Genomic DNA, 21373 nt, shown 5'->3' with positions numbered 1-21373 from the left:
TATAGCGCACACAGTGGATGGACAGAAGGGACTTGACGGTGGAATTTGGACATTCATCCAAATGTTCGGGAGCGGCTCACATCGACGTGCCAGCGAGGTGAGGGGCTCGTCCTCTTGAACGGGCACTGACGGGTTTGATCGGTGCGCGACCGGTGCGGTTCGCTGGTCACATGGGATTCAGCCGTGCCGAACTCGAGTCATTCCGGGACGCGGAGGTTCCGGACCTGATCGGTCCGGACTGCCGGCTGTTGTTCGTCGGCGTCAACCCCGGATTGTGGACGGCCGCGACCGGTGCGCACTTCGCGCGTCCCGGGAACCGCTTCTATCCGGCCCTACAGCGCGCCGGGATCATCGACCGGCCGATCGACCCCACCGCCGGAATGTCGGCCGCGGACCGGGGTCTGCTGGTGTCCCGTGGCGTCGGCATCACGAATCTCGTCCCGCGCGCGACTGCTCGGGCCGACGAGCTGACGCCCGCCGAGCTCCGCGCAGGTGGCGCGAGGCTGCGTGTCCTGGTTGCGGAGCTGCGCCCCCGCGTCGTCGCGGTAGCCGGTATCACCGCCTATCGGGCGGCGTTCGGAGCTCGAAAGGCCTCGAAGGGACGCCAGCCTGAGGAGTTCGAGGGTGCTGAGTTGTGGGTGGTTCCCAACCCGAGCGGCCTCAACGCCCACGACACCGTCGACTCGCTCGCCGAGGCGTACCGCGCGGCCGCGGTCGAGGCTGGCGTGGTATCGGACTGAGGACACGACATAGCCCATTCCTGCCGTGTGCGCTTCGACGCCGGGACACACTCGGAACATGGAGGAAGCCACACAGGTGCGCAAGGTCGAGGTGATGGCTGGTGGGTGACGCCGCATCGGCGATGCCTTTGTTCGCGACCGACTCGGTTGCGGCGGTGATGCTCGTCGCGGCGTTTCTGGCAGTGCTGCTCCTCGAGTTCCGGATCGGGTGCACTCATAGGAGTGCCGGCTCGACTCGGGACTTGCGGACGAGCGTCGCCGTCGGGCTCGGGCTCGTGACCGTCTATCTGGGCGGCGGGGCGGTGGCCGTCCTGTCCTCGAAGACTGTGATCACCGACGACGCTTGGTGGTATTTCTGGGGTGGTCTGGCCATGGCTTTCGTGGGACAGGCGTTGCGGCTCAGAGCGGTCCACGAACTGGGGGCGTCGTTCACGTTCTGGGTACAGACGGTGCCGGGGCAGCGGGTCGTCGACACCGGTCTCTACAGTCATATTCGGCACCCGTCGTACACGGGCGCATTGGTGTGCGCGCTTGGGTTCACTGTCGCATATACGAATTGGCTTTCGCCGCTGACCGTGCTCGCGCTCGCGGCCGCCTACGTCGTCCGCATCTCATACGAGGAGCGGGTGCTCGTGGACGGGTTGGGCGAGCCGTACCGCCAGTACATGCGCCGGACGAAGCGGCTCGTTCCGTTCGTGCTGTGAACCAAGCCGAAGGCCCGGCGGAGTGAATGCTCTACCGGGCCTTCGAGTTTCGGGGAGATGCGCGCGTCAGCTCACAAGCCGGGGCGTTTGCCGACAGTCAAGGTGACCTCGCCGGTGTGAGCGAAGAAGTCGTTGCCCTTGTCGTCGACGACGATGAACGCCGGGAAGTCCTCGACCTCGATCTTCCAGACTGCCTCCATGCCGAGCTCGGGGTACTCGATGACCTCGACCTTCTTGATGCAGTCCAAGGCCAGACGAGCCGCTGGGCCACCGATGGAACCGAGATAGAAGCCGCCGTGCGTGGCGCACGCGTCGGTCACCTGCTTGGAGCGGTTTCCCTTGGCCAGCATGATCATCGACCCGCCGGCGGCCTGGAACTGCTCGACGTACGAGTCCATGCGGCCGGCTGTGGTGGGGCCGAACGAGCCCGACGCCATCCCGTCCGGGGTCTTGGCCGGGCCGGCGTAGTAGACAGGGTGGTTCTTCAGGTACGCCGGCATGTCCTCGCCGGCGTCCAAGCGCTCCTTGATCTTCGCGTGCGCGATATCGCGGGCGACAACCAGCGGGCCGGTCAGTGACAGGCGGGTCTTGACCGGGTGCTTGGACAGCTCGGCCAGGATTTCCGGCATCGGCTTGGTGAGGTCGACCTTGACGGCGGCGCCCTTGCCGGTGCCCGAGACGCCGTCGGTCTCCGAGTCGAGCTGGGCATCTGTGACCTCCGGCAGGAACCGACCGGGGTTGAACTCCAACTGCTCGAGGAAGACGCCCTCGGGCGTGATCTTCGCCTTGGCCTGGCGGTCTGCAGAGCACGAGACGGCGATCGCGACAGGCAGCGATGCACCGTGACGGGGGAGACGGATAACACGCACGTCGTGGCAGAAGTACTTGCCACCGAACTGTGCACCGATGCCGATCTTCTGGGTGAGTTCGAAGACCTGCTTCTCCAGCTCGAGGTCGCGGAAGCCTCGGCCGGTGATCGCGCCCTCGGTGGGCAGCTCGTCCAGGTAGTGCGCCGACGCGTACTTCGCGGTCTTGAGCGCGAACTCCGCGGAGGTGCCGCCGACGACGATCGCCAGGTGGTACGGCGGGCAGGCCGCGGTACCGAGCGAACGAATCTTCGCCTCGAGGAACTGCATCATCGAATCCGGGTTCAGGATGGCCTTGGTCTCCTGGTACAGGTACGACTTGTTGGCCGATCCTCCGCCCTTGGCCATGAACAGGAACTTGTAGGAGTTCTCGTGGCCCTTCGCAGTGTCCGCGTACAGCTCGATCTGCGCAGGCAGGTTGTTGCCGGTGTTCTTCTCCTCCCACATGGTGAGGGGAGCGTTCTGTGAGTAGCGCAGGTTCAGCCTGGTGTACGCGTCGTACACGCCGCGAGCGATCGACTCCTCGTCGTCGCCCGGGGTGAGCACCTGCTGTCCGCGCTTGCCCATCACGATGGCGGTGCCGGTGTCCTGGCACATCGGCAGCACGCCGGCCGCGGCGATGTTCGCGTTCTTCAACAGGTCCAGCGCGACGAACTTGTCGTTGTCGGAGGCCTCGGGATCGTCGAGGATGCTCGCGACCTGCTCGAGGTGGTCGGTGCGCAGATAGTGGGAGATGTCGTGGAGCGCCGTCTCGGTGAGCAGGCGCATGGCCTCGGGTTCGACCTTCAGGAAGGTGCGTCCGTCGGGCCCTTCGACGGCGGACACCCCCTCCGTGGTGAGCAGTCGGTACTCGGTGGGGTCTTCACCGATCGGCAGCAGGTCCTCATAGAGGAATTCGGCCATCATCTCTCCCTAGTGCGGTTGGGCGGCGCCCGTGGGTCGTCGAATCGCTGCGTTGCCAGGTCATTTACCCTGAGTGAGGATCCGTCGGCGGGTGCGCATCTCCGGCCACTGCAGCCACGACTAGAGCCGTCGCACGCAACCTGCGAGTCTGTGCACCCACTCACGTTATCGACCGGGCGCGTCGCGGCTCCGGGCACCCCTGTCCGCCGGAGCGTCACGACGACAGTTTGTTCCGGGGGTTGAGGTGCGGCGGTGAATCGTCGAACCAACAACGGGTACTGCTGAATTCGGGGCAGCTTCTTCGGGATGCTCGTCAATCAATTGCGTTCCAAGTGGGGGCGAGGAGTGACTGATTCGGTGACGTTCCCGTGGCACGCTGAAGTCGTCGGTTGTCTCGTCGGTTGTCGCCGCGTGTGTGTGCAAGCTCACCGCACGTCCCTCGTTGGGCAGGCGTACGCTCGCTGGAAATAACGGACAGGTTACGATCAGTGGTTCTCTCGGTACCGGGTGGATCGCAGAGAACTGGAGCTGCTCAGCGCATGATCCTTGCCACTCAGACCGCGGGAGCCGGATCCTCGACGGGTATTCACCGGATTCGCGTGTGGCACGCTTGGCTGGACGTGGCCGTGGTGGTGGTTGTGCTGGTTGCGACCAACCTGATCGCGCACTTCACGACCGTCTGGGCGAGCATCGCGACGGTCCCCATCGCCGCCGCCACCCTCGTCATGTTGAGCCGTCGTCGAGGACTCGCTTGGTCGGAGTTGGGGCTGTCCCCACGGCACTGGCGCAAGGGCACGCTCTACTCCCTGGCATCCATAGGCCTCGTGCTTGCCGTCATCGGGATCGGCATCGCCCTCCCCATCACGCGCCCGTTCTTCATGGCCGATCGCTACGCCACCATCTCCGGTGCGCTCGTCGCGTCGATGATCGTCATCCCGCTCCAGACGGTGATCCCTGAGGAACTCGCCTTCCGGGGCGTACTACACGGGACTTTGTCGCGCGTCTCCGGCGTCCGTGGCGTGTTCGCGGCAGGCTCGCTGCTCTTCGGCCTGTGGCACATCGTGTCGTCGATGGGTCTTACAACGGGCAACCGTGGCCTGACGGAGATCCTGGGCGGAGGACCGCTCGGGCAGGCGCTCGGCATCGCTGGTGCCGTCGCCGCGACCGCAGTCGCCGGTTTCGTCTTCACGTGGCTTCGCCGCCGCAGTGGGAGCCTGCTGGCGCCGATCGCGCTGCACTGGTCACTCAACGGCGCCGGTGCGCTCGCCGCCGCACTCGTCTGGCACGCGTCGCTGGGGTGACCCGAGGTCAGAGGGCCCGCGACCAGTACTCGCTGACGAGGTCCTGTCCGAAGTGGTATTCGGGCTCTCGGTGGTCGATTCGGAATCCAGACTTCGCGTAGATCCGTCGCGCGGCAGTAAGTACCTCGATGGTCCACAACATGATCCGGTTGTAGTCGGATTGCTTGGCGAAACGTAGGCTCTCGTCCACCAACCGAGTGCCCACCCCCATATTGCGGGCCGACGGGTCGACGAACAGTAGGCGCAGCTGAGCGGTGGCTGCCTGATCGGTCGCGACGCAGAACACGCAGCCGATCCGTTCGCCGTCCAGCTCGGCGATCCACGCCGCTTCGCGACTGCCGTTGCGCTCAGCGAAGTCGGCGACGATCTTGGTCACGGTCACCTCCAGCGTTGCGTCCCACTGGTACTCGCGGGCGTAGATGGAACCGTGCTGCTCGATGACCCAGCCCAGATCGCCAGGATCCGGCGCACGGAGTACGAGATCCGCAGACCGGACCTGCTTGCCCAGCGCACGGCGGATCCGCGCCATCGCCTCGACGAGTTCCCGGCGCTGTGTCCGTCCGAGGGAGGACAACAAGGCATCGGTTGCGCGATCCCGCGCAGTGTCGAGCTCCGTGAAGGCATCACGACCGTGCTGCGTCAGGAAGACGCGTTGGCCAAGACTTTCGGTGACCGGCGCCTCGCTGCCGACGAGTCCGGCGTCGGCGAACTGGGAGAGCACTTTGCCGAGGGATCCAGCATCCTGTCCCAGCTCACGGCTGAGGTCGGCTACCGGCACGCTGCCGTGACTTGCGAGTTCGTCCAGAACACATGCTTCGGTGAGGCTGAACGGAGAGCTTTCCGGTGCGAGTGGCTCCAGCCCTACAGCCCGCGTGTAGAAGCGGTTGAATTCTCGGACTTCCGAAACCAGCGGGTCGATCGGTGCCATATCCGCCACTGTCGACTCGGCGATTGCAGCTGTCAAACAAGAGTTATGGAAATGTGTCGCGACTTCGTCCACCGGTGTCACGCATCGGGGCGGGGTGCGAACTCCCGCCGGAGCAGCTCCCCGCAGTCGTCCAGGTCCGGAGATGGAATCGTCGCGCCGACCGAATCCCACGTGCCGAACTTGAGCGGTGTTCCCGTAACGTCGAACCCGCCAACGTTCTTGATCATGCCGCGTACCGCGATCTGGTCGAGTTTGCAGGTGTCCTCGATGTTGAGGACCATTCCGACCGGCACGCCCGCATCGACCAGGCGGCCGCGCCAGCGTTCGCAGGTGTCGGTGCGCAGCACCTTCTCCATCGCTGTCTTCAGTTCGACATGGTTGGCACACCGGTCGACGTTGGTGGCGAACCGTGCGTCGGCCGGTAGGTGTGTCAGGCCCATTGCATTGCACAAGGTTTCGAACAGACGGTCGTTGCCGACGGCGATCGCGATCGGTCGATCGCTGCATTCGAAAGTGTCGAACGGATACATGAACGGGTGCCGGTTACCCAGGCGCGTTGGGCGGACACGGCGCCCGAGAACGTCCATCAGGCACTGTTGCATCAAGACAAAGGTGCTGTCGAGCATCGCGATGTCGACCGTCGTTCCGCGGCCGGTACGTTCCCTCGCGACGAGGGCGGTGACGATGCCGCAGTAGCCCATGACCCCGCCGGCGATGTCCGAGATCGACGTGCCGACCCTCGTCGGGCGATCATCCGGCCAACCGGTGGCGTCCATGATTCCCGCCAGCGCTTGGACAACCGTGTCGTAGGCCGGTTCCTCATGCATCGGGCCGTACTGGCCGAACCCGGAGATCGAGCACACGATCAGCCGGGGATGCTGCGCGACGAGGTCATCAGGCGCAAGGCCGAGCCCGGCCATCACTCCCGGGCGGAAGTTCTCGACCACCACGTCGGCGTGCTTGATCATCGACCGCACCAGTGCCATGTCGTCCGGATCCTTCAGGTCCACCGCGATGCTCTCCTTGCCGACATTCGCCAGCCTGTAGTACTCGGAGCTGCCGTCGTCGGCGAACGGGCCCATCTGACGGGTGTCGTCACCGACGCCCGGTCGTTCGATCTTGATGACCCGGGCGCCCGCGTCGGCGAGCATTCGGGTGCAGGTCGGTCCGGCGAGCACCCGGGTGAAGTCGACGACCGTAATTCCCTCGAGTGCTTGCGGTTTGGTGGGATCGAGGTATCCACCGGGATCGCGTTCCGTCATGGTTCCTCCTCGCGGGCCGGTCGATTCAGCATCTGCAGATGGCCGCTTTCGGTGCCGACGGCCGGGTCGATCACGCAGTCGATCAGCGCCGGGGCCGCGGTGGTGAGTGCCGACCGGAGCGCCGCCGCCACCTGGGCCGGCGTCTCGGCGTGGTATCCGATGCCACCGAAAGCCTCGATCAACGTGTCGTACCGACTCGAGTGCAGCAGCACCGTCGGTGCCGGGTCGTCGGAGTGGGCGTTGACCTCGTCGCCGCGATAGACCCCGCCGTTGTTGAACACGATCACGACGACCGGCAGTTTGTACCTGCAGATCGTCTCGATCTCCATGCCGCTGAAGCCGAACGCGCTGTCTCCCTCGATCGCGACGACGGGCTCGCCCGTCTCCACGGCTGCGGCGATCGCGTACCCGAGGCCGACGCCCATCACGCCCCAGGTCCCCGCGTCGAGCCGATGCCGGGGTGCGTAGATCGGAATGATGTTGCGCGCGCTGTCGAGGGTGTTCGCGCCCTCGCTGACGACGATCGCGTCACGGTGGTCGTCGAGGACGTCTCGGATCGCGCGCAGCGCGACCGCGAAGTCCATCGGGTGCACGTCCGCGTGCAGCTGCGCGTCCATTCTCTTGATGTTCGCTCGCTTGCTTGCCTCGATCTGCTCCCGCCACTCGGGCACCGGGGCGATACGGCTCCGGCGGATCGCCGCGAGCAGTGCGGCAACGGACGAAGCGATGTCCCCGAGTACCGGTGCCTCGATCGGGCGGTTGCTGTCGAACTCGGTTGCGAAGATGTCGAGTTGGATGAAACGCGCATCCGCCGACCACCGCGGTGGTCGCCCGTGGTCGAGCAGCCAGTTCAGGCGCGCACCGATCAGGACCACGACGTCGGCGCGAGCCAACACCAGCGATCGTGCGGCCGCCGCCGACTGGGGATGGTCGTCGGGCAGAAGCCCTTTCGCCATCGACATCGGCAGGAACGGCGCACCCGTTGCCTCGACGAGCTCGCGTATCACGGCGTCGGCGCGCGCGTACGCCGCTCCCTTCCCGAGAACGATCAGCGGGCGTCGTGCCTGCTCGAGCAAGGCAACCGCCCGGTCGACCGATTCGGGTGCCGGAATCTGGCGCGGGGAAGGATCGACAATCTGTGGCGGCGGCGTGCGTACAGCAGACGCGCTCAGGACGTTGGCCGGCAGATCGAGGTACACGCCGCCGGGCCGACCGGAGACAGCGGCGCGGATCGCCCGGCCCACCCCCACGCCGATCAGCTCGGGGGAGTCGACGCGGTATGCGGCCTTCGTGAACGGGCGTGCCGTGGCCACCTGGTCGAGTTCCTCGTAGTCGCCCTGCTCGAGGTCGACGATCGCGCGGTCACTCGATCCGCTGATCTGGATCATTGGGAAGCAGTTGACGGTCGCGTTCGCGAGCGCCACCAGACCGTTGAGAAAGCCTGGCGCCGACACCGTCAGGCAGATGCCGGGGCGCCCGGTGAGATAGCCCGCGGCCGCGGCCGCATGACCGGCGGCCTGCTCGTTGCGGAAGCCCAGGTAGCGCACGCCCCGGTCCTGCGCGGTCCGGGCGAGATCGGTGACCGGGATTCCGACGACCCCGTAGATCGTCGAGACGCCGTTGGCGGTGAGCGCATCGACGACGAGGGTGTTCCCCTCGACGGACTCGGACTCGGACTCGGACTCGGGCTCGGTCATGAGTGCATCCCCGAAACGGCTGAACTCCGCCCCGAGGGCGGCGGTCTTCCACGAGTATCCCCCCGCGCGGCGGTGCCGGTCAGCCCGTGAGGCCAGGCCGGACCGAAACGTCGGACATGCCCGGATGTCGGCTCTCTGTGCGATCGAAGAAGCAGCGAGACACGTTGGCGGAGATCGCGGTCAGTCTTCTCGAGGGCTCCTCCGTCGTGCGATCGGACCTAGGTGTCCGGCGCTCGGCGGAGGGGATCGCGAACTGGTGCGGACTGCGGTGATGCTGATCCACGGTGACGGGGTCAGCCCGGCCCGACCGACCGGGCGTACCCGCACATCTCCTCGGAATCAACCTCTCGCGGCGCTGATACCCGCGCGACGACCGAAGAAACTGCCGTCGCCGAGGGACGTGCCGCTGGCGTAGCCCCACGCACACACGCCCGAGGTGCAGCGGCCGGCCGCGAACAGGCCGGGAATCGGGTCGCCCGAGACGTGCAGGACCTCGGAGTCGGTGTTGGTGCGCAGGCCGCCGAGCGTGAAGCCGGCGGTGAAGTTGCGCAGGTCGAGCGCGGCCACGGGCGAGCCGATCGGCTTCACCCACTCGGGCTTCTTGCCGAGCACCGGGTCCTGCCCGGTGGCCGCGTGCTTGTTGTAGACCTCGACGGTGGCCTGCAGCGTCCCCTCCGGCAGGCCCATCTCCGACTCGAGTTCTTCGACGGTCTCGGCGACCCACGTGGGCTGGAACCGGAAGAAGGGCGTCGCCGTCGGGGTGGTGTTCGCCTCCTCGTAGGCCTCCTCGTCGATGATCAGGTAGGCCTGATTGTCGTTCTGCAGCAGCGTGAGCTGGCCGATGCGGCCCGGGTAGGTGTCCTCGTTGACGTACCGCTGGCCACGTCCGTTGACCAGGATGCCGCGGACCATCATCTGTGGATCACCGAAGAACGCGACCTCGGTGGCGTCCATGTGGGCGAGGTCGGCGCCGAGGGCCTGGGCCATGCGGATCGCACGGCCGTCGTGCTCCTCGATCGCCGCAGCGGGACGTCCGATCAGCCGCGGCGCGAACGCCTCGACCATCTCTTTGTTGTACGCGAAGCTGCCGGTGGCCAGCACCACGCCTTTGCGGGCTCGCACGAAGACATCCTTGCCGTACTGCTTTGCCTGCACGCCCACGACGCGCCCGGATGCGTCGGTGATCAGCGTCTGCACACGCATGTCGTACTGCGCCTGCACGCCCAGTGCGGTCGCCGTATCGACGAGGGGCTTCATCAGCATGTAGCCGCCGCCCTTCTCGCCGACCTTCTTGTCGGCCATCTGCGGGATGTGCCCACGCGGAGCGGGAGTGGCGATCGTGCTGAACGGGGCCGAGTTCTCGCCGCCGGAGTACATCAAGCCATCGTCGAAAGGGGTCTCCCAGCCGGGCTGGCCATAGAAGCTCTCCTTGAAGGGCACGCCACATTCGACCAGCCAGTTGTAGTGGTCGACGCTGCCTTCGCAGTAGTCGGTGATCTTTTCTTCGTCGGCGCCCGGGCCGAGGGCCGCCATCATGAAAGTCTTCATGTTCTCGGGTGTGTCCTCGAAGCCGAGGGCCTTCTGCAGCGCGGTTCCGCCACCCAGGTAGATGAACCCACCGGCCAGGGAGGCCGCGCCACCCCAGCCGCCGGCCCGCTCGAGAACCAGGACCTCGGCGCCGGCGCGGGCGGCCTCAACCGCGGCGCTCGCGCCGGCGACGCCGTAGCCGGCGATCACGACATCGGCCTCGTAGTTCCACGTGTCGATGGTCTCGGCGGACAGGGGACGAACGGAGGTGGCCTCGGCCATGGAGCTGGTCCTTTCGGCATGCGACTAAGTAGAACGTGTTCCTGTTCCAGTATCGCCGCTACAGCCGGTCGGCGCGCCCGAATCGTCGGACTCTCTGGTCGAGTACGCGGAGTTGCCTGGTCGCATTCCGGTGCCACCAGATTCGATGCCGCACGGACCAGCCGATAACATCCAGGTCGGCTGAGAATCCGGTGTCGAACGGCCACCGACCGACGGTGGGATGGGAGCGGGTGTGCAGGTGCAGGAGCGACAGGGTGGGGACGTCGCCGGTCAGGCGGATCTGATCGCCCAGCTCCCCCCGTATACCGATTTGCTGTGGCCCACACTGCAGGCGCTCATCGCGCTCGGTGGATCGGCGTCCAACAACGAACTCGACGGCGCGGTCGTGGAACGTGAGGGCTGGTCACCCGAGGTGCAGGGGATTCTCCACGGCTCCGGGCCGGGGACAGAGGTCGAGTACCGATTGGCCTGGGCGCGTACGTATCTCAAGGGAATGGGTCTACTCGCCAACAGTCGTCGAGCGGTGTGGAGTGTGACCAAACGTGGACGCGAGGTGACCGAGAGCGACATCCGTCCGCTGCTCGCGGCGTTCACTGCCGACAAGCGACGGCAACGTCTCAACCGCAAGGCCAGCGCTCCCGACGAACAGGATCTTCCGCCGTCGGATTCGTCCGCGGAGGCGGAATCGGACACGGTGTACGGCGAATCCGACGACACGATCGAGTGGAGGGCCGTACTGCTCGAGGAGATCCTGCGGATGTCGTCGACAGCCTTCGAGCGACTCATCCAGCGTCTGTTGCGTGAGGCAGGCTTCTCGAGCGCGACCATCACCGCTCGCGGGGTCGACGGTGGCGTCGACGGCATCGGCATGTGCCAGATCTCGTTGTTGAGCTTTCCCGTTGCCTTCCAGTGCAAGCGGGCCAGTGGCAGCGTCGGCGTCGGCGCCGTGCGCGACTTGCGCGGCGCGATGGCCGGCCGCGGCGAGAAGGGCCTGCTGATCACGACGGGAACCTTCACGAGCGAGGCGCGGGCCGAGTCCAGTCGCGATGGCGCGCCACCGGTCGACCTCATCGACGGTGACCGGCTGTGCGACCTTCTCAAGGAGCATGCTCTCGGCGTGCGGACGACGACGCGCGTGGTCGAGGACGTCGCGGTGCAGACCGACTTCTTCGCCGGCCTCGAGTCCGACTGACGACTTCGGTCATGGAGTCACCGATGTGACTGACGGGACCCGAGTGGCTGTGGTGAAATAGGCCTCGAATCCAACAGCGGCAGGGCGGACTGGGCCCGCGGGCTCCCGGTGACGGCACTGCCGGATGTCCCCCGGTCATGCGAGGTTGCGATGCGGGTTTCCAGGCGAGGGCTGTTCAAGATCGTGGCGGCCGGTTCCGCAGCTGCCGGCCTGTCCGCAGCCGCGGGCCCGACGATCGCAAGCGCAGGACCGGCGACGCTGGTCGACTACTCGGCGGGGGTGCCGTCCCCGTTCGGCATTCTCTTGGCTGGACATGTCGGTGCCATCCGATATGTCTCCGACCGGCGTCCCGGCGCAGAATGGATGCTCGGCAAGCCGATGCAGCTCGGCGAGGCGGCGGCGATGGCAGCCTTCGGGCTCCAGATCGTTTCCTGCTACCAGTTCGGCAAGGGAGAAACAGCGGACTGGCGCGGCGGCTACGACGCCGGTGTGCGCCATGCAAACCGCGGCCTCGAGCTGCATCGTGCCGCGGGGGGACCCGAGAACTGCCCGATCTACGCATCCATCGACGACAATCCGTCCGGATGGGAGTTCGACAACCTGATCGCTCCGTATCTGCGTGGCTGGAGGAGCGTGATGGGGCATTCGAATGTCGGTGTCTATGCGAACTCGCCGACCATCGATCGCTGTCTGCGCGCGGGCCTGGGCGAGTGGTTCTGGCAGCACGACTGGGGAACGCCGGCAGGCTACGTGCATCCTGCCGCGCACCTGCACCAGTTCGAGATCGACAAGCGGAAGATTGAGGGGATCGGCGTCGACCGCAATTGGATCCTCAAGCCCGAGTACGGGCAGTGGTCGACTCGCAACCCGTACTTCCTGTCGTAGCCCTTCTGTCGTAACCGCTGCATGTCCGGTCCATGACCGGGTTCCCGGTCGGCGTGTCGGTCCAACAGATGCCCAAAGCTAAGGTAAGGCCATGTCTGTCCTCTACAACATCTTCGTGGCCGTTCATTTGCTGGGCATGGCTGCGATCGTCGGTGGCTACCTGTCGGTTCTGAATGCTCCCCGGATCAGTGAGGTGATGGTCTGGGGCGCGCGAATCCAGTTGTTGTCCGGTTTGGTGATCGTCGGCATGGGGGAGTCCATCGCCTCGCTGGACAAGGACTACGACAACGCCAAGATCGGCGTCAAGCTGTTGATCGCCTTGGCCGTCGTCGCGGTCGCCGAGATCGGCCGTGCGCGGCAGAAGCGGGGCGAGGGCAACCCGAACCTGGCCCATGTCGTTGGCGGCCTGGCAATCGTGAACACACTGATCGCAGTGCTCTGGACCTGACTCTTCGTCTACCCAACCGGATGGGCGCCCTCCGCAACGAGGGCGTCCATCGGTATTCGGGGCTGAGGCCCTCCCGGCTCGGGGTCCTCACGGCTCGGGCGAGTCATCCCCGCGCGGGCGAACGCTCGTGACAATCTCACTCAAAGAGCGGGAACGCCGTTTCGCCGGATTCGGTTGACTTTCACGTTCCGTGAAACTCCGTCCACTTCCCGAACGGCGGTGGCCCCTCGCCCAGTACCTTGAGGGCGTGAGCGGGGGTTCCGGTCTCCTCGTCGTCGTGTTTGACGTGCATCCATTGGTACCCGGCGAGCACGTGTTCCTCAGCCGTGGACTGGCTGATGACGACGTGATCGCCGTTCGGACGCTCTTCGAGAGACCAACCGGAGTCGGATCCCAGCACCCACCACTTCTCTTTGCTCATGGCCGTGACTCCTTGGAGTGACTTCACGATGCCACCCCAACGCTACCGCACCCGTGAGAGGGTGAAACGGGCCGAGATGCTCCTGCGATATGCAGTGTGGGTCCGGCCGGCGAACCGGTTCGGATAGTGGAAACAGTCCGAAAACCACTACGACGTGGAGGGTCTCGTGGAAATTCTCATCAACCTGCTGTACGCGATCGCTGCAAACCTCTACATGGGCTCCTCGGAAGGCAGCTCTTCGGCCGGCGCCCAGCAGACGCAGACTCCCCAGACTCCGTAGGGCCAGACTTCGTAGCGCGAGGAGGGACAACTACCCAGGACTGCCCTGCGAGATTGCGAGGGCTAGGACTGCACGTGTCGTGTGGTCGACACGGTGAGGTCCGGTTCGTCGGGTACGACCACAAGAGTCGGACGTTGCTCAGGGGAGTGTCCCACCGCGCGCCAGGACATCAGCGACCACCTCGACAGGCCCGACATCGCTGATCCGACACTTGCAAACGACAGCGACGACAGTGCCGACGCGGCCGACCCGATGGACCCGATCGACAGGATCGAGCCGATACTGCCGATCGACAGGATCGAGCCGACGCTTCCTATCGACAGGATCGAGCCCTCCGAACGAATCGACAAGATCGACCGCCGCGACTTCCAGGAACGGATCGACTGCGTGTTGTCGGTCATTCCTCGGTTTACCACGAACCGATGGGTCCACAACAGCAGACAGCGGTGAAAGCAAAGGTCCCGCCGAATAGTCGGCGGGACCTTCGCGGCAAACGTGTGTTCTATGCGACCGTGAACATTCCGACAGTCGGCAGGAAACTGCACGTGATCGGCTCCGAACCCTCAGGTTCGGTGGTCAGCGAACCCGAGATGGTGGCGAGGACACGGCCCGGACCGGTATCGGCGATCGCCGAGAGCGTGGCGGGGCCGTCCGGATTGATTCGCGCCTCCGTAGTGAGGTCCTGCGTCGCGCTTCGCCCGTTGTCGATGTTGATCCACGTCACCGTCATGCCCTGATTCTCAGCGGCCCGCTCCGTGCCGAGCGCCGTGAAGACGAAGCCGGCCTGACCTGCGCCCGGCCCGGGCGGAGGCAGCTGCGCCGGCCCAGGGACCGCGAGCGCGGTACCGACCGAGTCGCCCGACGGAGCGATGCAACCCTGGCCGATGGTCGGGTAGAGGAACTGTGCGATCACAGGGCCGTTCTGGGGTATCTCCGGTCCGCCACCGCCACTTCCGTCGAGGAAGGTGATGATGCTCTCGAGAGTGGACTCCAGCTCCGGCGGCAGGTTCGCGCCCTCCAGAAGCTCGCGGGCCTGGGCCAGCAGGTCAGCTCGGGCATCGACGTCGTTGAGATCCGGCGCGTCGGCCACGAGGCCCACGATCGCGGGGGCGAGGGTTGCCAGCGTGTCGATCGAGACGCCCTCGGGGGGTGTGGGCTGCGCGGTCGCGTTGGCCGGGACAGCGAGTGCCGCGGCGGCCGCAACTGCACAGGCAGTAATCGCTCGTCGCATTCCTCGGTTACGAATCACGGTTTCCCCATCCTTGTCGTTCAGACAACTGCGGTGCAGCATCGGCCCACAGAGCGGGCTTTGCGTCCTACTCGGTCGCCGGTCACTTTAGGGATCGACCCCCGGTGTGTACAGACTCATACGTCGGTTCGATAGTGACCAGCGTCGCGAGGAGTCTATGCAACCTGTGACGTGACTGCCATCGCCTGGTGACCATATCCCGTTACGTATGGGGAAAATATGATCCTTGATGCAACTGTTACGGATGAGGCGAGAATTTCGAGCGGTTGTTCGGGTCGGGTTAGGCTGACACGACACCTGGTCCTTCCCGCCGCTGTGCCGCACTGGGTGCGTCCAGCCACATGTCCACGGGAGAACGCCAGCCAGTGCCACTGCTTTCACGCGCCGACCGGGCGCACATGGCGTTCCACCGGCTCCTCCGGTGGGCGCCGCTGATACTTGCCTTGTCGGTGTTGGCCAGGCTGTTGTGGACGATCCTCACGCCCAACGGCACCAATTTCGTCGATCTCCACGTCTACGTCGACGGATCGGCCGCCCTGCTTCACGGTGACCTGTACGCGTTCACGTACTCGGTGGACACGCCCGACTTCCCGCTCCCGTTCACCTATCCGCCGTTCGCGGCCTTGGTGTTCCTGCCACTGCACTACCTGCCGTTCGGGGTGGTCGGCCTCGGCTGGCTGGTGGGTACCGTCGTGGCGCTGTACTGGGTGATCCGAATCAGCCTCGAACTGCTGATGGGCGAATCCGCACGTGAACCCCGCTGGCGGCATGTCGCGATGCTGTGGACCGCGCTCGGCGTGTGGAGCGAGCCGGTGCGGACGACGCTCGACTATGGCCAGGTCAACGTGTTCCTGGTGCTCGGGGCGATGCTCGCGGTCCGCAGCACCAGGTGGTGGGTGTCCGGCGGGATCGTCGGCGTCCTTGCCGGGGTCAAGCTCACACCAGCGGTCACCGGGCTGTACTTCCTCGCGCAACGACGCTGGCGCACGGCGATCTTCTCGGGCGTGGCGTTCGCTGGCACCGTCGGCGTGAGCTACCTCGTGATCGACGACGAGGCTCGCGACTACTTCACTTCCAAGTTCGGCGATGCCGACCGGATCGGACCCGTCGGATCGGCGTGGAACCAGTCGCTGCGCGGTGCGCTCAGTCGCCTCGTCGGTCATGACGTCGGTACTGGGGCGATATGGATCGCGGCTGTCGTGGCCGCCTTCGCGCTGGGCTTCCTGGCGTGGCGTGCACTCGACCGCGAGGACCGGCTGGGCACCCTGGTGCTCGTGCAACTCTTCGGGCTGCTGGTATCACCGATCTCCTGGGTGCACCACTGGGTGTGGGTGCTCCCTATGCTGATCTGGCTCGTGCACGGACCATATGGACGGCAGCTCGGCACCCGTATCGTCGCGGCGAGCTGGCTCGTGGTCACCGTTGTCGGCGTGCCGTGGGTTCTCCAGCAGTTCGAGGATGACTCGATTTCACGCCCGGGCGCGCTCGCGTGGGCCGCAGCGGTCAACGTCGTCGGTGCTTTCGTCGTCTTCGCTTGGGTCGCCTACGCCGGTCGCCGGCACCGCGTCACGCCGACGCAGCCAGCTCGTCGATCCGGCGAGCCAACTCCAGATCCGATTTCGTGATGCCACCGGCGGAATGCGTCGACAACGTGTAGGTCACTCTGCGCCAGCGGATATCCATGTCCGGGTGGTGATTCATTGACTCCGCGGCTTCCGCGACCCGGTCGACCAGTGCTATCGCGGCCGGGAAGCTCGATGATTCGACGGTCCGGACCAGAGTGGCGCCGTCGCGGCGCCAGTCCGGCAGACCCGTGAGTGCCGTTTCGATGTCGGTGTCGGACAGCAGCTCGGCCATACCTCATGATGGTGCGATGTCGAGAGAACCGCAATGACCACGGGGACCCGCGACCGCGAGGTTGTCGCGGCCGCTGTGATCCGGGACGGGCGGCTGTTGCTCGCCCAGCGCACCCGCCCCCCCGAACTGGCGGGGCTGTGGGAACTGCCGGGCGGCAAGGTCGAGCCCGGAGAAACCCCCGCCGACGCCGTACATCGCGAACTGCTCGAGGAACTGGGTGTCGAGGTGGCAGTGGGGGAGCGGGTCGGGGCTGACGTGCCCCTGCGCGACGGCTTGGTACTGCGCGCGTACCGGGCCGAACTGCTCCGCGGGACGCCCCGAGCTCTCGACCACGCGGCGTTGTGTTGGGTCGATGCCCGGGAGCTGCATGAGATCGCGCTCGTCGACAACGATCGCGACTGGCTGCCGGACCTCGTCAGACTCCTCGGTGAGTGACTCAGGTTCTCAGGCTGCGGATCCTCAGGCCGCGCGAGCCTTCTTGAGCCCCTTTTTCAGTTCCTTCTTGGTCGCGCCCTCGTCCTCGAGCTTCTTCATGCGCATGATCACGACCGGGCATTTGAGGCAGCGTGTCTTCTTCCGGCAGCACTTCTTCTTGGGCTTGAGGCCAGACACCTTGCTGGCCTTCACCTTCCCCTTGCCCATGTGGCGAGCCTGACCTTCCTCCGAATGCGACGCCCAGTCCGTTGTCGCGTGAGGTTAGCGTACCCTCATTCAGTGGCCGCGGGCAGTGGCCCGGGGTCGACCGTGAGATAACTGACAGGACGTCCGCAGGCGGTGGCCCACATCACGATCCGCAGGTCGGCGGTGGTGATCGCGGGCAGCGATGTGAGAACCGCCGCCGCGGGCGGGTAGGGTGTTCGCTGGCCGCCATCCCTCCTTCGGCGCACATGTCGTGACTTCTGCGCGACGTTCGGTGCCCTGGGGTCGCGAATGGGAATCACGCATGCGCGCAACGGCAGCCCAATGCCGTGCGACACCAAACTCGCGTGGTCCCCGTCAGTAGCCAGGAGAACGCCCCGCGTGAGCACCACCAAATTCCGTAACGTCGCCATCGTCGCGCACGTCGACCATGGCAAGACCACCCTCGTCGACGCCATGCTGCGCCAGTCCGGCGCCTTCGCTGAGCGCGCCGAGCTGGTCGACCGCGTCATGGACTCCGGTGACCTCGAACGCGAGAAGGGCATCACGATCCTCGCGAAGAACACCGCGGTCCACCGCCACAACTCGGACGGTTCGGTCACCGTCATCAACGTCATCGACACCCCCGGTCACGCGGACTTCGGCGGTGAGGTCGAGCGCGGCCTGTCGATGGTCGACGGCGTCGTGCTGCTCGTCGACGCATCCGAGGGCCCTCTGCCGCAGACCCGTTTCGTCCTGCGCAAAGCGCTCGCGGCGTCGCTGCCGGTGATCATCGTCGTGAACAAGACGGATCGCCCGGACGCGCGGATCGAGGAGGTCGTCACCGAGACGCAGGACCTGTTGCTCGACCTGGCATCCGACCTCGACGACACCGCCGCCGAGGCCGCCGAGGCGATGCTGGACCTGCCGGTTCTGTATGCGTCGGGCCGTGAGGGCCGCGCGTCGCTGACTCGTCCCGAGAACGGTCAGGCTCCGGCTGACGAGAACCTCGACGTGCTGTTCCAGGTGCTGATGGACCATGTCCCGGCGCCGAAGGGTGATGCGACCGCGCCGCTGCAGGCCCACGTCACCAACCTCGACGCGTCGGACTTCCTTGGCCGCCTCGCGCTCGTCCGCATCCACAACGGCGAGCTCCGCAAGGGCCAGAACGTGGCGTGGATGCACGCCGACGGCACCAAGACCGTCAAGATCACCGAGCTGCTGAAGACGGTCGGCGTCAACCGGGAGCCGGGCGAGGTCGCCGTCGCCGGTGACATCGTCGCCGTCGCCGGAATCCCCGAGATCATGATCGGCGACACCCTCGCCGACACCGAGAACCCCGTCGCGCTGCCGACGATCACCGTCGACGAGCCGGCCATCTCCGCGGTCATCGGCACGAACACCTCGCCGCTGGTCGGCCGTGTGAAGGGGCACAGGCTGACGGCCCGCATGGTCAAGGCGCGCCTGGACTCCGAACTGGTCGGAAACGTCTCGCTGCGCGTCCTCGACATCGGCCGCCCCGATGCGTGGGAAGTGCAGGGCCGCGGCGAGCTGGCGTTGGCCATCCTCGTCGAGCAGATGCGCCGCGAGGGCTTCGAGCTGACCGTCGGCAAGCCGCAGGTGGTCACCAAGCTGGTCGACGGCAAGGTGCACGAGCCCTTCGAGGAGCTCACCGTCGACGCGCCAGAGGAGCACCTCGGTGCGATCACCCAGCTGCTGGCCAACCGCAAGGGCAAGATGGTCCAGATGTCCAACAATGGTGCCGGCTGGGTGCGGATGGAGTTCATCGTCCCGGCCCGCGGCCTGATCGGATTCCGGACCGACTTCCTCACCGAGACCCGCGGCACCGGCATCGCCAATGCTGTCGCCCACGGCTACGGGCCGTGGGCCGGCGAGATCCGCGCCCGCCACACTGGTTCGTTGGTCTCCGACCGCGCGGGCTCGGTGACGCCCTTCGCGATGATCCAGCTCGCCGACCGGGGCACGTTCTTCGTCGAGCCGGGTGCGGACACCTACGAGGGCCACGTCGTGGGGATCAACCCGCGCGCCGAGGACCTCGACATCAACGTCACCCGCGAGAAGAAGCTCACCAACATGCGTTCCTCGACCGCCGACGTCATCGAGACGCTCGCCAAGCCGATCACCCTGAGCCTCGAGGAGGCCATGGAGTTCTGCGCGGGCGATGAGTGCGTCGAGGTCACGCCCGAGGCGATCCGGGTGCGCAAGGTGCACCTGAACGCCACCGAGCGTGCCCGTGAGCGTTCGCGTCAGAAGGCTCGTGACAAGGCCGCACTCTGAAGTGGGTAACGGTTTTCTCGTGCGCTGTGCGAGGCTGAATCCTTGTACACCGCGCACGGCTGTGGTGTCCGCTCGCCGTGCGATTTCGCAGGGAGGGGAGGATCGATAGTGGCGCTGTACCGGAATGCGGGGGCTGGGGGGCGTCGCGCGGCCGCAGCGATTGCGGTCGGTGTGGTGCTGACCGCCGCCGCGTGCACCGCCAATCCGCCGCCCCCCGTCGAGAGCACCGACAGCCTCAGTCCCACGACCACCGTGACCGCCAGGAACACAGTGGTCGTCGCGATCGACAACGTCGGCACTGGATTCAACCCGCATCTTCTCGCCGATCAGTCGCCCGTGAACTCCGCAGTCAGTGCGCTTGTTCTGCCCAGCCCGTTCCGGCCGGTGCTCGACCCGGCGCACCCGGGTATCACGGACTGGGTGCTCGACCCGTCTGTGCTGGTGTCGGCGACCCTCGAGCCGCCGACACCCGAGGCGCCGTCGACGATCATCTACCAGTTGCGCAACGAGGCTCAGTGGTCCGACGGCGCGCCGATCGCCGCTGAGGACTTCCGGTACCTGTGGCAGCAGATGATCAGTCAGCCCGGGGTCGTCGACCCCGCCGGCTACGGGTTGATCGAGGATGTCGAGTCGTCCGGCGGCGGCAAGACCGTCACCGTCAAGCTCACGGCGGCGTATCCCGCGTGGCGCCAACTGTTCGCCGACCTGCTGCCGTCGCACCTGGTGAAGGACTCGCCGGGCGGGTTCGCGCGGGGACTGTCGGACAGCATCCCGGTGTCCGGTGGCCTGTTCCACATGAAGTCGATCGACCGTGGCAGGGACGAGATCGTGCTCGAGCGCAACGACCGATTCTGGGGCCCTCCCGCCGTGGCCGACGAGATTCTCATGCGCCGCGGTGGGTCGCCGGCGCAGCTGGCCGATTCCATGCGATCTGGTGACACACAGGTGGCGCGACTCCACGGAGGGTCCGGGACGCTCGCTCAGCTGTCGGTGATCCCGGGCGTGCGCACGGGCACCGAGCTGCAACCACGGGTGCTGACGGTGACGCTCAACGGCCGGGTCGCACAGCTGGCAGACGTAGGGGTACGCAGGGGTCTGTTCGGGTTGCTCGACGCGAACCTGCTCGCGACCGTCGGTGCGGGCAGTCAGTCGTCGGCGAAAGCCGCGCGGGCTCAGGTATTGGCACCCTCCGACCCCGGTTATGTACCCACCGCCCCGGAGGCGCTGGCGCGCGATGAAGCGTCGAGCCTATTGGCGGCGGCCGGATACCAGTCGGTGCCGGACCGCACGGCCCCAGCAGATCCAGAGATCCTGACGCGGGGCCGCTTGATGCGTGGAGACGAGCAGCTGACCTTGGTGATCGGTGCACCGGAAAACGACCGAACGGCCATCGCGGTCGCGAACACGGTGGCCGACCTGTGGCGAGGGGCGGGCATCGCGGCCTCCATCCGGGTGCTGCATGGTGAGGATCTCTACGGCGACGCCTTGTCGGCCGGAACCGTCGATGCGGTGGTCGGGTGGGAGCGCGCCGGAGGAGACCCGGCGACCTCTCTTGCGTCCCGCTTCGGGTGTCTGCCGTTGACCCCGCTGGGAACTACTCCCGGATCGCCGACCGTCGCGTCGGAATCGGGACCTGCGCTACGGGCTCCGAGCAACCTCTCGGGCCTGTGCGATCCGGTGCTGCAGCCCGCGATCGACGAGGCGCTGCGCGGACAGGGCGACGTGCTGCAGGTTATAGAGGAGGCCGAGCCGCGCCTGTGGGATCTCGCGGCGGTGCTGCCGGTGTTGCAGGACAACACCGTCGTCGCGGCAGGACCCGGGGTGGACGGCGTGGAGCTGAGCGGCCCGGTGCAGGTCGGGATCTTCGCGGATGCCGGCACGTGGGCACGGATCTTGCAGTGAGTGGATCCTGAAG

At 66.4% G+C, this 21373-nt stretch carries 20 protein-coding genes; 10 read left to right on the top strand and 10 right to left on the bottom strand.

The genetic code is table 11. From position 1 onward, the window contains the following. Positions 1-170 precede the first annotated feature (170 nt). Positions 171-740, top strand: coding sequence for a mismatch-specific DNA-glycosylase (locus tag EGT50_RS08735; RefSeq protein WP_127953052.1), 570 nt, complete (start codon positions 171-173; stop codon positions 738-740). Between the two features lie 101 nt (positions 741-841). Then, positions 842-1444 carry a methyltransferase family protein gene (locus tag EGT50_RS08730; RefSeq protein WP_127953049.1) on the top strand — a complete coding sequence of 201 codons (603 nt, stop codon included), beginning with the start codon at positions 842-844 and terminating at the stop codon, positions 1442-1444. A 71-nt stretch (positions 1445-1515) separates the two neighbouring features. On the opposite strand, the gene EGT50_RS08725 is transcribed toward EGT50_RS08730, so the two are convergent. Next, complete coding sequence (locus tag EGT50_RS08725) at positions 1516-3213, bottom strand: fumarate hydratase (RefSeq protein WP_127953047.1); 1698 nt, start codon at positions 3211-3213, stop codon at positions 1516-1518. A 539-nt stretch (positions 3214-3752) separates the two neighbouring features. Between EGT50_RS08725 and EGT50_RS08720 the strand changes: the two genes are divergently transcribed. Further along, positions 3753-4514: a CPBP family intramembrane glutamic endopeptidase gene (locus EGT50_RS08720; protein WP_127953044.1), complete on the top strand. Its 762-nt coding sequence runs from the start codon at positions 3753-3755 to the stop codon at positions 4512-4514. 7 nt (positions 4515-4521) lie between these two features. Here EGT50_RS08720 and EGT50_RS08715 read toward each other — a convergent pair whose 3' ends face one another. The 4 genes from EGT50_RS08715 to EGT50_RS08700 all read right to left on the bottom strand — a co-directional run bounded on the left by EGT50_RS08715 (position 4522) and on the right by EGT50_RS08700 (position 10210). Continuing rightward, the gene (locus EGT50_RS08715; protein WP_206615785.1) at positions 4522-5442 is read right to left on the bottom strand and encodes a bifunctional helix-turn-helix transcriptional regulator/GNAT family N-acetyltransferase; all 921 of its coding nucleotides are present in this window, start codon (positions 5440-5442) and stop codon (positions 4522-4524) included. 77 nt (positions 5443-5519) lie between these two features. Continuing rightward, the gene (locus tag EGT50_RS08710) at positions 5520-6704 is read right to left on the bottom strand and encodes a CaiB/BaiF CoA transferase family protein (RefSeq protein ID WP_127953041.1); all 1185 of its coding nucleotides are present in this window, start codon (positions 6702-6704) and stop codon (positions 5520-5522) included. Next, entirely contained in the window at positions 6701-8401 is a 1701-nt protein-coding gene (gene oxc, locus EGT50_RS08705) for an oxalyl-CoA decarboxylase (protein WP_127953038.1), read from the bottom strand. The genes EGT50_RS08710 and oxc overlap by 4 nt, the downstream gene beginning before the upstream one ends. A 339-nt stretch (positions 8402-8740) precedes the next feature. Further along, positions 8741-10210, bottom strand: coding sequence for an FAD-dependent oxidoreductase (locus EGT50_RS08700; RefSeq protein WP_127953035.1), 1470 nt, complete (start codon positions 10208-10210; stop codon positions 8741-8743). A 220-nt stretch (positions 10211-10430) separates the two neighbouring features. Here EGT50_RS08700 and EGT50_RS08695 point away from each other — a divergent pair, with 220 nt between their 5' ends. The 3 genes from EGT50_RS08695 (at position 10431) to EGT50_RS08685 (ending at position 12735) form a co-directional block, all read left to right on the top strand. Continuing rightward, the gene (locus tag EGT50_RS08695) at positions 10431-11402 is read left to right on the top strand and encodes a restriction endonuclease (protein WP_127953032.1); all 972 of its coding nucleotides are present in this window, start codon (positions 10431-10433) and stop codon (positions 11400-11402) included. A 150-nt stretch (positions 11403-11552) separates the two neighbouring features. Next, a complete protein-coding gene (locus EGT50_RS08690; RefSeq protein WP_127953029.1) occupies positions 11553-12287 on the top strand; it encodes a DUF1906 domain-containing protein in 735 nt (244 codons plus the stop codon). Positions 12288-12378: 91 nt separating this feature from the next. After that, the gene (locus EGT50_RS08685) at positions 12379-12735 is read left to right on the top strand and encodes a hypothetical protein (RefSeq protein ID WP_127953025.1); all 357 of its coding nucleotides are present in this window, start codon (positions 12379-12381) and stop codon (positions 12733-12735) included. 181 nt (positions 12736-12916) lie between these two features. On the opposite strand, the gene EGT50_RS08680 is transcribed toward EGT50_RS08685, so the two are convergent. From EGT50_RS08680 to EGT50_RS08670, 3 genes are all read right to left on the bottom strand, one after another. Next, positions 12917-13156: a maltose regulon activator MalT gene (locus EGT50_RS08680; protein WP_127953022.1), complete on the bottom strand. Its 240-nt coding sequence runs from the start codon at positions 13154-13156 to the stop codon at positions 12917-12919. 342 nt (positions 13157-13498) lie between these two features. Continuing rightward, positions 13499-13837: a hypothetical protein gene (locus tag EGT50_RS08675; protein WP_127953019.1), complete on the bottom strand. Its 339-nt coding sequence runs from the start codon at positions 13835-13837 to the stop codon at positions 13499-13501. Between the two features lie 101 nt (positions 13838-13938). Continuing rightward, positions 13939-14667, bottom strand: a complete 729-nt coding sequence (locus tag EGT50_RS08670) for an Rv1157c family protein (protein ID WP_127953913.1) — start codon at positions 14665-14667, stop codon at positions 13939-13941. A gap of 359 nt (positions 14668-15026) precedes the next feature. On the opposite strand from EGT50_RS08670, the gene EGT50_RS08665 reads away from it, so the two are divergent. Then, positions 15027-16310 (top strand): mannosyltransferase, encoded by a 1284-nt coding sequence (locus tag EGT50_RS08665; RefSeq protein WP_408014620.1) that lies wholly within the window; start codon positions 15027-15029, stop codon positions 16308-16310. Here the strand turns inward: EGT50_RS08665 and EGT50_RS08660 are convergent. Next, on the bottom strand, positions 16252-16542 hold the full coding sequence (locus EGT50_RS08660; protein ID WP_127953016.1) for a 4a-hydroxytetrahydrobiopterin dehydratase: 291 nt from the start codon (positions 16540-16542) through the stop codon (positions 16252-16254). The two genes, EGT50_RS08665 and EGT50_RS08660, sit on opposite strands and share 59 nt — an antisense overlap. A 33-nt stretch (positions 16543-16575) precedes the next feature. Here EGT50_RS08660 and EGT50_RS08655 point away from each other — a divergent pair, with 33 nt between their 5' ends. Beyond that, entirely contained in the window at positions 16576-16977 is a 402-nt protein-coding gene (locus tag EGT50_RS08655) for a (deoxy)nucleoside triphosphate pyrophosphohydrolase (RefSeq protein ID WP_127953013.1), read from the top strand. Between the two features lie 24 nt (positions 16978-17001). Here the strand turns inward: EGT50_RS08655 and EGT50_RS08650 are convergent, their stop codons facing one another. Beyond that, positions 17002-17184, bottom strand: a complete 183-nt coding sequence (locus EGT50_RS08650) for a hypothetical protein (RefSeq protein ID WP_127944867.1) — start codon at positions 17182-17184, stop codon at positions 17002-17004. A gap of 378 nt (positions 17185-17562) precedes the next feature. Here EGT50_RS08650 and typA point away from each other — a divergent pair, with 378 nt between their 5' ends. Next, on the top strand, positions 17563-19458 hold the full coding sequence (gene typA, locus EGT50_RS08645) for a translational GTPase TypA (RefSeq protein ID WP_127953010.1): 1896 nt from the start codon (positions 17563-17565) through the stop codon (positions 19456-19458). Between the two features lie 108 nt (positions 19459-19566). Beyond that, positions 19567-21360: an ABC transporter family substrate-binding protein gene (locus EGT50_RS08640; RefSeq protein ID WP_408014619.1), complete on the top strand. Its 1794-nt coding sequence runs from the start codon at positions 19567-19569 to the stop codon at positions 21358-21360. Positions 21361-21373: the final 13 nt, after the last annotated feature.

The organism is Rhodococcus xishaensis (assembly GCF_004011825.1).
Classification (GTDB): domain Bacteria; phylum Actinomycetota; class Actinomycetes; order Mycobacteriales; family Mycobacteriaceae; genus Prescottella; species Prescottella xishaensis.
Note: the sequence above shows the minus strand (reverse complement) of the source record. Positions and strands in the feature narration are given on the sequence as shown.

Bases quoted from the DNA above. Each gene is read 5' to 3' on its own strand.
- EGT50_RS08690 (WP_127953029.1), top strand. From the start codon at position 11,553: ATGCGGGTTTCCAGGCGAGGGCTGTTCAAGATCGTGGCGGCCGGTTCC.
- oxc (WP_127953038.1), bottom strand. From the start codon at position 8,401: ATGACCGAGCCCGAGTCCGAGTCCGAGTCCGAGTCCGTCGAGGGGAAC.
- EGT50_RS08700 (WP_127953035.1), bottom strand. From the start codon at position 10,210: ATGGCCGAGGCCACCTCCGTTCGTCCCCTGTCCGCCGAGACCATCGAC.
- EGT50_RS08715 (WP_206615785.1), bottom strand. From the start codon at position 5,442: ATGGCACCGATCGACCCGCTGGTTTCGGAAGTCCGAGAATTCAACCGC.
- EGT50_RS08650 (WP_127944867.1), bottom strand. From the start codon at position 17,184: ATGGGCAAGGGGAAGGTGAAGGCCAGCAAGGTGTCTGGCCTCAAGCCC.
- EGT50_RS08725 (WP_127953047.1), bottom strand. From the start codon at position 3,213: ATGGCCGAATTCCTCTATGAGGACCTGCTGCCGATCGGTGAAGACCCC.
- EGT50_RS08660 (WP_127953016.1), bottom strand. From the start codon at position 16,542: ATGGCCGAGCTGCTGTCCGACACCGACATCGAAACGGCACTCACGGGT.
- EGT50_RS08670 (WP_127953913.1), bottom strand. From the start codon at position 14,667: ATGCGACGAGCGATTACTGCCTGTGCAGTTGCGGCCGCCGCGGCACTC.
- EGT50_RS08695 (WP_127953032.1), top strand. From the start codon at position 10,431: ATGGGAGCGGGTGTGCAGGTGCAGGAGCGACAGGGTGGGGACGTCGCC.
- EGT50_RS08685 (WP_127953025.1), top strand. From the start codon at position 12,379: ATGTCTGTCCTCTACAACATCTTCGTGGCCGTTCATTTGCTGGGCATG.
- EGT50_RS08735 (WP_127953052.1), top strand. From the start codon at position 171: ATGGGATTCAGCCGTGCCGAACTCGAGTCATTCCGGGACGCGGAGGTT.
- EGT50_RS08720 (WP_127953044.1), top strand. From the start codon at position 3,753: ATGATCCTTGCCACTCAGACCGCGGGAGCCGGATCCTCGACGGGTATT.
- EGT50_RS08680 (WP_127953022.1), bottom strand. From the start codon at position 13,156: ATGAGCAAAGAGAAGTGGTGGGTGCTGGGATCCGACTCCGGTTGGTCT.
- EGT50_RS08710 (WP_127953041.1), bottom strand. From the start codon at position 6,704: ATGACGGAACGCGATCCCGGTGGATACCTCGATCCCACCAAACCGCAA.
- EGT50_RS08675 (WP_127953019.1), bottom strand. From the start codon at position 13,837: ATGACCGACAACACGCAGTCGATCCGTTCCTGGAAGTCGCGGCGGTCG.
- EGT50_RS08665 (WP_408014620.1), top strand. From the start codon at position 15,027: ATGTCCACGGGAGAACGCCAGCCAGTGCCACTGCTTTCACGCGCCGAC.
- EGT50_RS08655 (WP_127953013.1), top strand. From the start codon at position 16,576: ATGACCACGGGGACCCGCGACCGCGAGGTTGTCGCGGCCGCTGTGATC.